The sequence below is a fragment of the Wocania ichthyoenteri Th78 genome (assembly GCF_000789235.1).
GTDB classification, from domain to species: domain Bacteria; phylum Bacteroidota; class Bacteroidia; order Flavobacteriales; family Flavobacteriaceae; genus Wocania_A; species Wocania_A ichthyoenteri.
In genome coordinates this window covers 3192283-3207000 of sequence record NZ_KN525716.1, presented here as the reverse complement: position 1 = coordinate 3207000, position 14718 = coordinate 3192283, and the positions used below count along the sequence as shown (strand labels likewise).

14 protein-coding genes are annotated in these 14718 nt (G+C 31.2%); 10 read left to right on the top strand and 4 right to left on the bottom strand.

Annotated elements, in window-relative coordinates; genetic code table 11:
* Positions 1–21 precede the first annotated feature (21 nt).
* Both RG22_RS14045 and RG22_RS14040 read right to left on the bottom strand, forming a co-directional pair.
* On the bottom strand, positions 22–1221 hold the full coding sequence (locus tag RG22_RS14045; protein WP_034044402.1) for a C40 family peptidase: 1200 nt from the start codon (positions 1219–1221) through the stop codon (positions 22–24).
* Between the two features lie 55 nt (positions 1222–1276).
* Positions 1277–3910: a valine--tRNA ligase gene (locus RG22_RS14040; protein ID WP_034044399.1), complete on the bottom strand. Its 2634-nt coding sequence runs from the start codon at positions 3908–3910 to the stop codon at positions 1277–1279.
* Between the two features lie 323 nt (positions 3911–4233).
* Between RG22_RS14040 and RG22_RS14035 the strand changes: the two genes are divergently transcribed.
* Positions 4234–4659, top strand: a complete 426-nt coding sequence (locus RG22_RS14035) for a DUF1573 domain-containing protein (protein WP_034046130.1) — start codon at positions 4234–4236, stop codon at positions 4657–4659.
* A gap of 53 nt (positions 4660–4712) precedes the next feature.
* Here RG22_RS14035 and RG22_RS14030 read toward each other — a convergent pair whose 3' ends face one another.
* Positions 4713–6050 (bottom strand): aspartyl protease family protein, encoded by a 1338-nt coding sequence (locus tag RG22_RS14030; RefSeq protein WP_034044397.1) that lies wholly within the window; start codon positions 6048–6050, stop codon positions 4713–4715.
* A 123-nt stretch (positions 6051–6173) separates the two neighbouring features.
* On the opposite strand from RG22_RS14030, the gene RG22_RS14025 reads away from it, so the two are divergent.
* From RG22_RS14025 to RG22_RS14010, 4 genes are all read left to right on the top strand, one after another.
* Positions 6174–7364: a pyridoxal phosphate-dependent aminotransferase gene (locus RG22_RS14025; protein WP_034044396.1), complete on the top strand. Its 1191-nt coding sequence runs from the start codon at positions 6174–6176 to the stop codon at positions 7362–7364.
* Complete coding sequence (murB, locus tag RG22_RS14020) at positions 7364–8377, top strand: UDP-N-acetylmuramate dehydrogenase (protein ID WP_034044395.1); 1014 nt, start codon at positions 7364–7366, stop codon at positions 8375–8377. The genes RG22_RS14025 and murB overlap by 1 nt, the downstream gene beginning before the upstream one ends.
* A 68-nt stretch (positions 8378–8445) precedes the next feature.
* Positions 8446–8976 (top strand): RNA polymerase sigma factor, encoded by a 531-nt coding sequence (locus tag RG22_RS14015; protein ID WP_034044394.1) that lies wholly within the window; start codon positions 8446–8448, stop codon positions 8974–8976.
* Between the two features lie 11 nt (positions 8977–8987).
* Positions 8988–9776: an anti-sigma factor gene (locus RG22_RS14010; RefSeq protein ID WP_034044392.1), complete on the top strand. Its 789-nt coding sequence runs from the start codon at positions 8988–8990 to the stop codon at positions 9774–9776.
* A gap of 89 nt (positions 9777–9865) precedes the next feature.
* Here RG22_RS14010 and aqpZ read toward each other — a convergent pair whose 3' ends face one another.
* A complete protein-coding gene (aqpZ, locus tag RG22_RS14005; RefSeq protein ID WP_034044389.1) occupies positions 9866–10552 on the bottom strand; it encodes an aquaporin Z in 687 nt (228 codons plus the stop codon).
* Positions 10553–10696: 144 nt separating this feature from the next.
* Between aqpZ and RG22_RS14000 the strand changes: the two genes are divergently transcribed.
* The 5 genes from RG22_RS14000 to lipA are packed head-to-tail and all read left to right on the top strand — an operon-like array spanning position 10697 to position 14708.
* Positions 10697–10900 (top strand): membrane or secreted protein, encoded by a 204-nt coding sequence (locus tag RG22_RS14000; protein ID WP_034044387.1) that lies wholly within the window; start codon positions 10697–10699, stop codon positions 10898–10900.
* A gap of 6 nt (positions 10901–10906) precedes the next feature.
* The gene (locus RG22_RS13995; RefSeq protein ID WP_034044384.1) at positions 10907–12019 is read left to right on the top strand and encodes a glycosyltransferase; all 1113 of its coding nucleotides are present in this window, start codon (positions 10907–10909) and stop codon (positions 12017–12019) included.
* The gene (locus RG22_RS13990; protein ID WP_034044381.1) at positions 12010–12558 is read left to right on the top strand and encodes an RNA polymerase sigma factor; all 549 of its coding nucleotides are present in this window, start codon (positions 12010–12012) and stop codon (positions 12556–12558) included. Before RG22_RS13995 ends, RG22_RS13990 begins: the two co-directional genes overlap by 10 nt.
* Positions 12555–13775: an Nramp family divalent metal transporter gene (locus tag RG22_RS13985; protein ID WP_034044378.1), complete on the top strand. Its 1221-nt coding sequence runs from the start codon at positions 12555–12557 to the stop codon at positions 13773–13775. Before RG22_RS13990 ends, RG22_RS13985 begins: the two co-directional genes overlap by 4 nt.
* 54 nt (positions 13776–13829) lie before the next feature.
* Positions 13830–14708 (top strand): lipoyl synthase, encoded by an 879-nt coding sequence (gene lipA / locus RG22_RS13980; protein ID WP_034044376.1) that lies wholly within the window; start codon positions 13830–13832, stop codon positions 14706–14708.
* Positions 14709–14718: the final 10 nt, after the last annotated feature.

Sequence of the window (14718 nt, the reverse complement as noted above, 5' to 3'; positions counted from 1 at the left end):
TAACTACTTAAAACCCTGATTTTAATCTTTAAAAAGAGCAGTGCTACTTAAGTTAATAATAGCATCACTTTTACTGTTTAAAATTCTTTTAGAACGTAGATATCTATTTAAGTTATGCTCATCAAAGTTTGAAGCATTTTTATTGAAACTACTTATTTTTACTTTTCCAGAAGAATGAATAAACTCATTGTTACCAATCCACATCCCTACATGAACTACTCTTTCTGCAGTAGAATCGGTTGCTTTTCTACCAAAAAACAATAAATCACCAGAGGCTAATTGAGTAAAATCCTTTGTTTCATCAGTTAATTCACCAGTATGAACTTGCTGCGAAGCATCTCTTGGAATAACCATACCGTTTAAAAAATAAACTGTTTTTGTAAATCCACTACAATCAACACCTTTTGTTGATGTCCCCCCCCATAGATAGGGTAAGCCCATTAGTTTTTTTGACGTAGCAATTAAAGACTCTGCTGATGGCTTCGTTTTTTGTAACCAATCTTTATATAACTGCGCTTCGTTTTTGTTGATAAAAGCTATTCTACCATCAGGATATTCTACCTTGTAAAATCCATTTTCTTCATCTAAAAGAACTAGAATATTACCAGCAACTATATCTGAAATAATTTGAGACTCCTTATTTGATTTTGAATAAGTACTCCCTGTTATATTTGTATATATAACTTTAGGTAAAGATTTCCAAAATGATAAATCGGATGTAGTGATTGCTACAATTCCTCCATCATCAACCCAAGCTAAATACTTATCTGGGGTCTGTATTAACGACCAGCTACCTTCTCTCTTAAGTATATTAACAGGCGTTCCTAAAAGCGCTTGAGTTGCTAATTCTGCTGAATGTTTTGGCTTGCTTCTTAAATTTGCAACTGAAATATTAACCAAACCAAATATGTTTCCATTTAATTCTTTTGAAGGTAACATTTGAATACTATCAATAAAGCTGATGCTTTTCGCCTTTAATTTGTCTTTTAATGCACTAACAGCTTTGGTTAAGTTACTTTCTCCTTTTAATAAATAACTTCCCTTTTGTTTTATAGCTTCTACATTAAATAGTGCAACTCGCTTATCTGGAGCGTATTCAGTTTTAACTACTGATATGGCATCATTTAATGCATTTTGTTTTATAGCATCATTTTCCTTACAAGAAGTAAAAATTAGTAATACTATAAAAGTATATAGTAGTTTTATAAAAATTTTTTTCATAATTAAATTTATTTTATAAAGAAACAAAATTAAAAAACTACGAAAGCCAATCAGTTTACTTTAAACTTATTAAACTAGCTTTTAATGTTTCAATCTTTGCCAAAGCATCTGCTTCTTTTTTCTTTTCGCTTGCTACAACTTGCTCGGGTGCACCAGCTACAAAACGTTCGTTAGAGAGTTTCTTTTGTACCGATTTCAAAAAGCCTTCGGTATAGTTTAACTCTTCGGTTAACTTTTTAACTTCAGCTTCAACATCAATGGCTCCAGCCATGGGCACAAAATACTCATTCGATTTTACTCTAAAAGTTAAAGCGCCTTCAACTGGTTCAGAAACATAATCAACATTTTCGAGATTACCTAATTTAGCTATAATAGCATCAAAGGTTTTACCTGAATTTTCATTATTAATTATCGAAAATCCAATAGCATCTTTAAAAGCTATATTTTTTTGTTTTCTAATGGTACGAATGCCTGAAATAACTTCGGATGCAAAATCAAACTCAGAAATTAACGTATTATTCACCGTTTTATTTTCTGGCCATTTTGCTACTATTAAAGCTTCATCTGGAGTACGTTCTGTAATATGTTGCCAGATTTCTTCGGTTAAAAATGGCATAAACGGATGCAATATCTTTAAATTATTTTCTAAAATAGAAATGGCAGCATCGTAAGTTTTCTTATCAATAGGTTGTTGATATGCTGGTTTTATCATTTCTAAAAACCATCCACAAAAATCGTCATAAATTAACTTATACATGCTCATTAGAGCATCACTCAAACGGTATTTACTAAAATGATCTTCAATTTCAGTTAAAGCTTTTTGAAATTTAGTTTCAAACCAATCAATTGCTACTTTAGAGGACTTTGGTTGCTCAATATCAGCTACATCCCAACCATTAATTAATCTGAAAGCATTCCATATTTTATTAGCAAATCCTTTACCTTGATTACATAAGGCTTCGTCGAACATTAAATCGTTTCCTGCTGCACTACTTAATAATAACCCAACGCGAACACCATCAGCTCCATATTGTTCAATAAGTTTTAAAGCATCAGGAGAATTCCCTAATTGCTTACTCATTTTACGGCGTTGTTTATCACGCACCAAACCTGTTAAATATACATTCTCGAAAGGTTTTTCGTTTTTATACTCATAACCAGCAACAATCATTCGCGCTACCCAAAAGAATAAAATATCTGGCCCAGTAACTAAATCGTTGGTTGGGTAATAGTATTTTATGTCCTCATTTTCTGGGTTTCTAATACCATCAAACACACTCATTGGCCATAACCAAGACGAGAACCAAGTGTCAAGTGCGTCTGTTTCTTGACGCAAATCATTAGTTGTTAGCTGGGGGTTGTTAGTTTTTTCTTTAGCTTTTTCAACAGCTACATCAATAGTGTCTGCTACAACAAAATCTTCTTTTCCGTCACCATAATAGTATGCTGGGATTTGTTGACCCCAAAGTAATTGACGTGAGATATTCCAATCGCGAACATTTTCCATCCAATGGCGATAGGTATTTTCAAACTTTTTAGGGAATAGCTTAATTTCAGGATTTTCATCTAAAACTGCCTTTAAAGCTGGTTTAGCTAATTCTTCCATTTTTAAAAACCATTGATCGCTTAAACGGGGCTCAATTACAGCATGTGTACGCTCGCTAGTCCCAACTTTATGGGTAATATCTTCGGTTTTAACCAAAATTTCCATATCGTCTAATTCTTTGGCTATATCTTTTCTAGCAACTACTCTATCTTTACCTTCATGGTGCAATCCGTAGCTATTTAACGAAGCATCCTCATTAAGGATATCTATAATTTCAAGATTATGCCTATCGCCTATTTCTTTATCGTTAACATCGTGAGCAGGTGTTACTTTTAGGCATCCTGTACCAAACTCAATATCAACATAATCGTCTTCAATAATGGGAATAATTCGATTACAAATTGGTACAATTACCTTTTTACCTTTTAAACTTGTAAAACGTTCATCATTTGGGTTTATACAAACAGCAGTATCACCTAAAATAGTTTCAGGACGTGTTGTTGCAATAGTTATAAATCCATCTTCGTCTTCAATTTTATACTTTACATAGTACAATTTGTCAGTCCGTTCAACATGATTTACTTCTTCGTCTGACAAAGTTGTTTTAGCTTCAGGGTCCCAATTCACCATACGATATCCGCGGTAAATCAAGCCTTTTTCATATAAATCAACAAAAACCTTAATAACGGCTTCACTCATGTCGTCATCCATGGTGAATTTTGTTCTATCCCAATCGCACGAACAACCTAGTTTTTTTAACTGTTCTAGAATAACACCACCATATTCGTGCGTCCAATCCCAAGCATGTTTTAAAAATTCATCTCGTGATAAGTCATTTTTGTCAATACCCTGCTCCTTTAATTTAGCAACTACTTTAGCCTCGGTAGCAATAGATGCGTGGTCTGTACCAGGAACCCAACATGCATTTTTTCCTTGTAAACGTGCACGGCGAATTAACACATCCTGAATGGTATTATTCAACATATGCCCCATGTGTAATACGCCCGTAACGTTTGGTGGTGGAATTACAATGGTATATGGCTCTCTTTCGTCTGGCTCTGAATGAAAATAATTATGTTTCATCCAGTAATCGTACCACTTACCTTCTACCTCTCTTGCATCGTATTTTGATGGAATTTGCATACTTTGGAATAGTTTTTGAATGTTGATGTGCAAAAGTACTTATATTTCTTTTTCTATGAAATGAGCATGATGAAAAGTTTACATTTAGTTTGAACTCTTGAAATATGAATTACGTTTGATAATTATATCAAATATAAACCATCAGACGAAAGTTATAACTGTCATTGATAAAGGTGATTCTTTATTATTTTAATTGCAAATAAAGAAAAGTTGTATGTACTTATAACTAAGTTGAATATGTTAACATACGTGCATTACATCTAATATTTTTGCAGATTGTAGAAAAAGTAAGTATGTTTGACTTGAATTTAAAATTAAAAGTAATGAAACAATTAATTACAATTTTATTTATCGGACTGATTAGTTTCTCAGTAAATGCGCAAGACAAAGTAGCGAAAATAGAGTTTAAATCGGATACTATAGATTATGGAACTATTGAAAAAGGAGCTGATGGTGTAAGAGTTTTTGAATTTACAAATACTGGTGATGCGCCACTTATAATCTCGAAAGTATCTTCTACTTGTGGTTGTACTATACCTAAAAAACCAGAAGAACCAATTTTACCTGGAAAAACTGGCAAAATAGAAGTAAAATATGACACAAAAAGAGTTATGCCTATAAGAAAAACTATTACTGTTATTTCTAATGCTGAAACGCCAACAGTTGCCTTAAAAATAAAAGGACTTGTTGTAGATTCTAGCAAAGAAAGTGTACTAGATAAGAAAAACAAAAGTGTTATGGAACAATAGTACTTTAATAGTCTTAAAAATTAAGTCCAAACACTATTAGTGTTTGGACTTTTTTATTTAAAAAAATCTTCTAGCAAAAATGAGTAGTTTAAAATAATGCCTTCTCTATCTATTCTTAGTTTTATTCTTTTTCCATCATCATCATAAAACATATACATTATTTGCTGTAATGTGTATTGATGGGCTGGCTTTCCATTAATTGATAAAACAATATCACCATTTTTTAATCCAGCTCTATACGCTGGCGAATCTATCCTAAGCTCTACTATTGCGTAAGCAGGTTTAAGTGAAAATTTGTAACGTGCATCAAAAACAATTCTTGTTCCGTTTTGATTAGTTTCATTACTCAAATTATTATTACTTGGAACGAAATTTTCTCTTTCCTTTACAAACCTAACACCATCATGTGCTAATTCTATTCCACTTTTATTATAGCTAAACTTTTCTTGAAAATATCCATTCTTTTTAAAGGTTACTATGGCATTTCTATAATCCATTATAATATTGAACCGTTTTAAAATATTACCAGCTAAACTTCCATTACGCCCAGTAAACTTTTTTGCAAAGGAAATAGATGTAGAATCTGGATATGCCACATTTGCTTTTTTAAAAACAAAACTTTTTAAATAAAATTCGTCAATTTTAGAACGTTTGCCATACACACTCCCACTTAGTCCATGTCCTAAAAAATCTTCAAAATATTTATTATTAGACACTATTCCTAAACTATCATCTTCAAATAACCACAACGCATCACTACCGCCAGAATCGATTAATAACTTTACAGGAATTAATTTGTTATTTATTCTAACCTTCGTATTTATATAGGGTTTATTGTTGTAAAACTCCAGATTAAATCTTTCACATTTTCTGCACCCCTTATACCGATAACTAATTGGTTCCGTTATTTTTAAATACTTATGAGAATAGTTTATTTCTACAATTAAATCTTTAAAAAAATCGAAACCTAAAATACCGTGAATTGGAACGCCTAATCTTGGTGCAAAATTTAAATTAGCATCGTATACTGCATATAAGTCTTGGTTTAACTTAATAGCATCTCCAATTTTAAAAACATTATTTTTTGACTTTAAAGCCTCGACTGACTCGCCTTCGCCTAAACCTCTTAAAAATATTTTCTTAGTGTCTTTAATTTTTAAAGTATCAGAAACATTTAAAAAATTAAAAATAATAGGCTTACTAACACCTGTATCTAATAAAAATGACAACTCTACACCATTAATTTCAACAGGAATAACAATTAAATTATTTATTAATCTAAACTTTATTTTATCTGATCTTTTTTTATTTTGGATAACAAATTTTCCTTGTGAATACGCAAGATTACTCAAACAAAAAAACAACAAAATAAGAGCTAAGCCTTTTTTCATATACACATGCTAAATATTTCTCTTATCAATTTACTAATCTTTACAATAGCTTTCTCATTTATAGCTATTTTTTAAAAAAACTTTAAGATAATTTTCTCAACTTTGTACTTTAAATACTTTTAAATGCCAACAATCTCGAAAAAAGGGCTATTAATGCCTCAATCTCCTATACGGAAATTAGTTCCATTTGCTGAACAAGCTGTAAAAAATGGTAAGTATATATATTATTTGAATATTGGGCAACCCGATATTAAAACTCCAGAAATTGCTTTACAAGCTGTAAAAAATAGTAATATTGATGTTTTGGCTTATTCAAGATCTGAAGGATCGGAGGTTTATAGACAAAAAATTTCGGCTTACTACAAAAAGCATGATATTAATGTTAACCACGATGATATTATTGTAACCACTGGTGGAAGCGAAGCCTTGTTATTTGCCTTTGGTAGCATTATGGATGTAGATGACGAAATAATTATCCCCGAGCCTTTTTATGCCAATTATAATGGGTTTTCAACAGCTTCAGGTGTTAAAGTAGTACCTGTAATTTCTAAAATTGAAGATAATTTTGCATTACCTCCAATTGAGGAGTTCGAAAAGCTTATTACTTCAAAAACTAAGGCTATTTTAATTTGTAATCCCGGAAATCCAACGGGGTATTTATACTCTAAAGAAGAAATTAAAAAACTTGCTGCTATTGTTAAAAAGCATGATTTATTTTTAATTGCCGACGAAGTTTATCGAGAATTTGCTTACGATGGTAACACTCATTATTCTATAATGCAAGAAACTGGTTTAGATGATTATGCTATAATGATTGATTCAGTTTCTAAACGGTACAGCATGTGTGGTGCACGCATTGGTTGTTTAGTATCTAAAAATAAAGTGGTTATACAAACGGCATTAAAATTTGCTCAAGCACGTTTAAGTCCGCCAACATTAGCACAAATTGCAAGTGAAGCTGCTTTAGAAACACCACAAAGTTATTTTGATGATGTTATTGAAGAATATGTTGAAAGAAGAAACATTGTAATTAGCGAATTACAAAAAATTGATGGTGTTAAAGTAGCAAAACCAAAAGGTGCTTTTTATTGCATAGCAGAATTACCTGTAAAAAATTCGGATGATTTTGCGCAATGGCTTTTAGAAGATTTTGATGTTAATGGCGAAACCGTTATGGTTGCTCCAGCAGGTGGGTTTTACTCAACTCCGGGTGTTGGTTTAAACCAAATACGTATTGCCTATGTACTTAAAAAAGAAAGCCTAGTTAAAGCCGTAAATATTTTAAAAGAAGCCTTAAAGGTTTATAAAGACTAGTGAAGATTAAAGAAAACATATCTTTAAAACCTTACAATACTTTTGGTATTGATGTGCTTGCAAAACATTTTGTATCGGTTTCTAATCTTGATGAATTAAAAAACATTCTATTACTAAAGGGTTACCCAGACAAACTTATTTTAGGAGGCGGCAGTAATATGTTACTTACCAAAAACCAAGAAGCCTTAGTTATTCATGTTAATTTAAAAGGCATTTTTATAATCTCTGAAGATGAAAACTCAGTAATAGTAAAAGCAAATGCTGGAGAAAACTGGCACGAATTTGTACTTTGGTGTTTAAATCATGATTTTGGTGGTATTGAAAATTTATCATTAATTCCTGGTAATGTTGGTACTGCACCTATTCAAAATATTGGTGCCTATGGTGTGGAATTAAAAGATACGTTTATAGCTTGCGAAGGTCTTTCTTTAGAAAGCAATACAATAAAATCATTTTCAAGAGCGGATTGCAATTTTGGTTATCGAAATTCCATTTTCAAACAACACGAAAAAGGAAAATACATTATTACTAATGTAACTTTTAAACTTTCAAAAGAAACACATAAACTCAATATTAATTACGGAAGTATTACTTCTCAGCTTGAATTAATGCAAATTACAAGTCCAACAATTCAAGAGGTTTCAAAAGCAGTTATAGCTATTCGCGAAAGCAAATTACCAAACCCAAAAGAGATTGGAAATAGTGGTAGTTTTTTCAAAAACCCAATAGTTTCAAAAGCGCATTATAATACTTTAGTCCAGAATTTTAAAGACATCCCAAATTATACAATTTCTGAAGATGAAATAAAAATTCCTGCGGGTTGGCTTATTGAAAAGGCAGGTTTTAAAGGCAAACGTTTTGGCGATTATGGCGTACACAAAAATCAAGCTTTAGTACTAGTAAACTATGGAAATGCCAAAGGTTCAGACATTTTAAATCTTTCAAAATTAATTCAAAAAACCATTAAAAGACTCTTTGGTATTTCAATAGAAGCTGAAGTAAATATCTTATAATCTAAAAGAAATTTCTAACTTTGATTTTATTACTAACCTATAAACATCTTGTTTAAACCAAATTTATCTTGATTTCACCCATAGAAAAAGACATAGTTAATTTACTTGAAAATGGCGATAAAAAAGCCATAACATTATTATATGAAAACTATGCAGATGCATTATACGGTGTTATTAAAAAAGTAATAGCAGATGATGATACGGCACAAGATGTACTACAAGAAACTTTCGTAAAGATTTGGAGATATTCAAAAAAATATGATGCTAGCAAAGCAAAATTGTTTACTTGGTTATACAGAATAGCTTATAATACATCTATCGACAAAATTCGCTCTTTAAAGAATAAAACAGGAAAAGAAGTCCAAATGGAGACTTCTGCCGTATATAAAGTATCGTCAGGAGAATTAAATCAAGATGTTTTAGATATAAAAAAACACCTTAGTAGTTTAGATGAGAAATATCAAATAGTGATTAATGCACTCTTTTTTGAGGGCATGACACAACAAGAAGCCAGCGACGAATTAGATATTCCGTTGGGAACTATAAAATCGAGATTAAAAATTGGATTACGAGAATTGAAAAAAATATATAATCCTTAAAAAATAAAGTCATGAATGAGAAAATAAATACTTTTTTAAGTTCTGGCCTATTGGAAAAATATCTACTAGGTGAAACTACTTCTGCTGAAACAGAAATGGTTGAAACTTATATTTTAAAATACCCAGAAGTACAGAACACATACAACACGTTACAAAACAACTTAGAAATAGTTGCAAAAAGCAATGCTGTTGAAGCACCTAAAGGCATCTTAAATAATATTTTAGAAGCCCTTGATGAGAAACCTGTTGTTAAATTAAACACCTCATACAAATCTAAGAAATGGTACAAATTTAGTGTTGCTGCTAGTATTGCTGCACTAATTTTTGCTGGGACATCTTATTTGTTTTACTCTCAAAATCAAAAGCTCTCTGAAGAAAACCAAGTAGTTGTAGATGAAATTTTTGATTTACGTAGTGATATTGCACAAAACAATAAAATGCTTGATAATGTGATGAGACAGCTTTTAAAGCTTAATAATCCTGAAACCGAAAAATACATTATTAAAGGAAACGAGCGTGCAAAAGATTTAAAAACTGTAGCCTACATAAACCCTAAAGAAAAAACATCTATGATTGATGTGGTTTCGCTACCTCAATTGCCAGAAGAGCAATGTTACCAAATTTGGGCTGAATTGCAAGGCAAAATGGTGAGTTTAGGTATTTTAAGTGAAGCTGACAGACAACTTAAATCACTTCCTTATACAGAAGATGCGTTAGCCTTAAAAATTACTATTGAGCCTAAAGGCGGAAATAGTATTGCATCAGTAGAAAACTCTGTGGCACAAATTAGTCTGCAATAGCAATAAATTAATAGGAATAATTAAAAAAAAGCCTTATTTTATTTAATAAAATAAGGCTTTTTTATGCTATAAAATTCTTAGTTTTTTCACTATTCTTTATCAAAAAAAACTTTATGGATAAAACCAGCAATTATGGCACCCGCAATTGGAGCTACCCAGAATAACCATAGTTGACTAGTGAACTCGCCTCCTGCAAATAATGCTTGACTTGTTGAGCGAGCAGGGTTAACAGACGTATTAGAAATTGGAATACTTATTAAATGTATTAACGTTAACGCTAAACCAATTGCAATACCCGCAAACCCTTTAGGTGCCTTAGGGTACGTACTTCCTAAAATAATTAATAAGAAAAACATGGTTAAAACAAATTCAGTAACCAAAACCGACACCATACTATAACCTCCTGGTGACAAATCACCATAACCATTGGCAGCAAAACTACCAATATCAATAAAATCAGATTTACCAGAAACTATTAAGAATAATACGCCTGCTGCAGCGATAGCGCCAATAACTTGAGCAATAATATAACTTAATAAATCTTTTGCAGGAAACTTACCTCCTGCCCATAAACCTAAAGACACCGCAGGATTAAAATGTGCTCCAGACACATGTCCAACGGCATAAGCCATAGTTAAAACTGTAAGTCCAAATGCTAAAGAAACGCCCACAAAACCTATTCCTAAATCTGGATAACCAGCAGCAAAAATAGCACTACCACAGCCTCCAAAAACAAGCCAAAATGTTCCGAAAAATTCTGCAAATAATTTTTTCATAATTAAATAATTTTAATGGTTAGATGATTAAATATAATAATTAAACGTTAGACACGAAAAAGCAACAATGTCACATTAAACACATTAAACGCTTTAAAAATTAGTGTTAAAAGCTTTATCTTTGCACAAAATATTTTTATCTAAATGAAACTCCTTTTAATTACCATTGCTTTACTAGGTATAGCAATTGCTGGAATTGCCATAAAAATTTGGGCAAAAAAAGATGGCAAGTTTGCTGGCACTTGTGCAAGTCAAAACCCTGTATTAAATAAAGATGGAGAAGCTTGTGGTTTTTGTGGAAAAACACCTGATCAATTTAGTGACTGTAACGAACCTCAACACTCTTAATTGTTTATGGGTTTTCTTGATTATTTATTCTACACATTTATTGTTGTAGTTTTTTTTCAAGTTATTTATTATTTATTTATTTTAGGGCAATTTGCTTTTCTAAAGCAAAAGAAGAGTACTCTACAAAACCTTCCTGTTTCAGTTATTATTTGCGCCAAAAATGAAGCTGAAAATTTAAAAACATTTTTACCTTCAATTATATCTCAAAATTATTCAACTTTTGAGGTTGTATTAATTAATGATGCTTCACATGATGAAACACTTCAAGTAATGGAAGCCTTTGCACTTCAACATTCTAACATAAAAATAGTTGATGTAAAAAACAACGAAGCCTTTTGGGGCAACAAAAAGTATGCTTTAACACTAGGCATAAAAGCAGCTAAACACAATCATTTATTATTTACAGATGCTGACTGTAAGCCAGTTTCAAAACATTGGATTACTGAAATGTGTTCTCATTTTAACACAAAAAAGACAATTGTTCTAGGTTATGGTGCGTATTCAAAAATTAAAAATTCATTTTTAAATAAACTTATTAGATTTGAAACCTTAATTACTGCTATTCAATATTTTTCGTTTGCGAAAATAGGTATTCCATATATGGGTGTTGGTAGAAATTTAGCTTATACTAAAACCGAGTTTTTTAATGCAAATGGCTTTATGAGTCACATGAAAGTTCGATCTGGTGATGATGATTTATTCATAAACCAAGCTTCGAACATAACTAATACTTCAATTTGTTTTTCAAAACATAGTTTTACAAAATCTAATCCAGAAACAACATTTAAAAACTGGTTTAAACAGAAAAGGCGACATGTTTCTACAGCCAAATATTATAAACTAAGCCATAAAATTTTATTGGCTTTAATCTATCTTTTAAACTTACTGTTCTGGGTTTTAGCCTCAATATTATTGGTGTTTCATTTTAATTGGCAAATAGTAATTTCTTTACTTTTATTACGAATCATTGTGCAATATTTTACTCTTGGGTTTTCAACAAAAAAATTAAATGAAGAAGACCTTTTGATTTTGATTCCTTTCTTAGAAATCTTTTTAATTATTGCACAATTAACTATCTTTATAAACAATCTTATTTCAAAACCTAACCATTGGAAATAGAGGAAGCAATAAAACGCGCTAAAAAAAATGATCAAAAAGCATTCAACTATTTATTGGATATGTTTTGGGATAACGTTTATGGATTTCAATTAAAACGTACTGAAAATGAGAATGATGCTGAAGACATCACTATTCAAACATTCTCAAAGGCCTTTGATAAAATTAAAACGTTTGATGATAATTACAAGTTTAAAACCTGGTTAATTACCATTTCAAAAAATATTCATATTGATTTACTGCGGAAGGAAAAAAACTCAATCACTCAAGTTATTTCAAAAGATGATCGAGACGCATTTAAAGTTTTAGACGAATCTCCTTCGCCAGAAGATAAGTTAATTACCGAGCAACATTTAGCCAAATTACTTCGCGATATTAAAAAACTAAAACCTCATTATCAAGAAGTTATAAATTTAAGGTATTTTCAAGAGTTAAGCTATAAAGAAATTTCAGCAGAACTTAAAGAACCAATAAATAATGTTAAAGTTAAGCTTCTTCGCGCTAAAAAGTTATTGGCAGAAATTATTAATAAAAAGCAATGATTAGCAAACTCAAAAACCTTGGTCCAGGTTTGCTATTTGCTGGTGCAGCTATAGGTGTTTCACATTTAGTACAATCTACTCGTGCTGGTGCCGATTTTGGCTTGGGTTTATTATGGGCATTACTATTAATAAACTTATTTAAATATCCCTTTTTTCAATTTGGACCAAGATATGCATCTGCTACTGGAGAAAGCCTTTTGGATGGTTACAAAAAATTAGGAAAAGGCGTTTTAGTCACTTACTATATTATAACTTTTGCAACAATGTTTACAATTCAAACCGCTGTAACTATTGTAACCGCAGGTTTAGCTTCGTCACTATTTGGAATTTTTTTTAGTATAGAAATATGGACTGTTATTATTATAATTATTTGTTTAATCCTGCTTATTGCTGGGAAATATAAATTATTAGATAACCTTATGAAGGTTATAATTATAATATTAACTATTACTACAATTTTAGCAGTAAGTTTAGCATTAATTAATAATACAGAACCTATTAATTTTAATCAAGTACTTCCAATAAACAGTATTGAAATTGCATTTTTGATAGCCTTTATGGGTTGGATGCCAGCGCCATTAGATATTTCTGTAATTAACTCACTTTGGGTTGTAGAAAAGAAAAAAAACATTAAAAAATTTGGTCCGAAATCTGCAATATTTGATTTTAATGTTGGTTATATTAGTACCATTATACTAGGAATAGGTTTTTTACTATTAGGTGCATTAGTTATGTTTAACAGTGGAGAATCATTTAGTAATTCAGCAGGTAAATTTTCTAATCAGCTAATAAATATGTACAAAACTAGTTTAGGTAATTGGAGTTGGGCATATATTATTATTGGTATTGCAGCTTTTACAACTATGTTTAGTACAACTTTAACAACACTAGATGCCACACCTAGAGCCATGGCGAAAACAACAAAACTACTTTTTAAAAAACATACAAATTTTGGTTATCTATTTTGGATAGGACTTCTTTCATTAGGAACTATTGGCATTTTTATTTTTTTAGCTTCAGAAATGGGTTTACTTATTAAAATTGCTACTATACTATCATTCTTAACAGCACCATTTTTCGCCATAGTAAATTATATACTTATTTCTAGTAAACATACACCCAAAGAATGGCGTCCATCAAAGAAACTAGATGCTTTAAGCTGGCTAGGCATTGCTTTTTTAATAGGTTTTAGTCTTTGGTTTCTAACTACTTTATAAGATACTTTTAATAGAATACTTTGTATCTTTGTGCTTTTGAAATTCGATATTTAGATGAACACAGATACAGCTTCAAATATATTACCCAAAAGACAGGCTAAACCAAAATGGCTACGCGTTAAACTTCCAACAGGAAAGAAATATACCGAACTAAGAAGTTTAGTCGACAAATACAAATTAAATACCATTTGTACTTCAGGAAGCTGTCCAAATATGGGTGAATGCTGGGGAGAAGGCACTGCAACTTTTATGATTTTAGGTAATATTTGTACACGTTCTTGCGGGTTTTGCGGTGTTAAAACTGGACGACCAGAAACGGTAGATTGGGACGAACCAGAAAAAGTGGCACGCTCTATTAAATTAATGAAGATTAAACATGCAGTTTTAACTAGCGTTGATAGAGATGATTTAAAAGACATGGGAAGCATTATGTGGGCAGAAACTGTAAAAGCTGTTCGACGAATGAATCCTGAAACGACTTTAGAAACTTTAATTCCAGATTTTCAAGGGATTGAACAACATATTGATAGAATTATTGATGTCGCTCCAGAAGTAGTCTCTCATAATATTGAAACCGTTAGACGCCTAACACGCGAAGTGCGCATACAAGCAAAATACGATAGAAGCTTAGGTGTTTTAAAATATTTAAAGCAACAAGGGCAACGCAGAACAAAATCTGGTATTATGCTTGGTTTAGGCGAAACTAGAGAAGAAGTTATCGCTACGCTTCATGACCTTAAAGACAATGATGTTGATGTAGTTACCATTGGGCAATACCTCCAACCTAGTAAAAAGCATTTACCTGTAAAACAATTTATTAATCCAGAGCAGTTTAAAGAGTTTGAAGACATTGGTTTAGAGTTAGGTTTTCGTCATGTAGAAAGTAGTGCTTTAGTACGCTCGTCATATAAAGCTCAAAAACACATTAATTAATTATTTATTT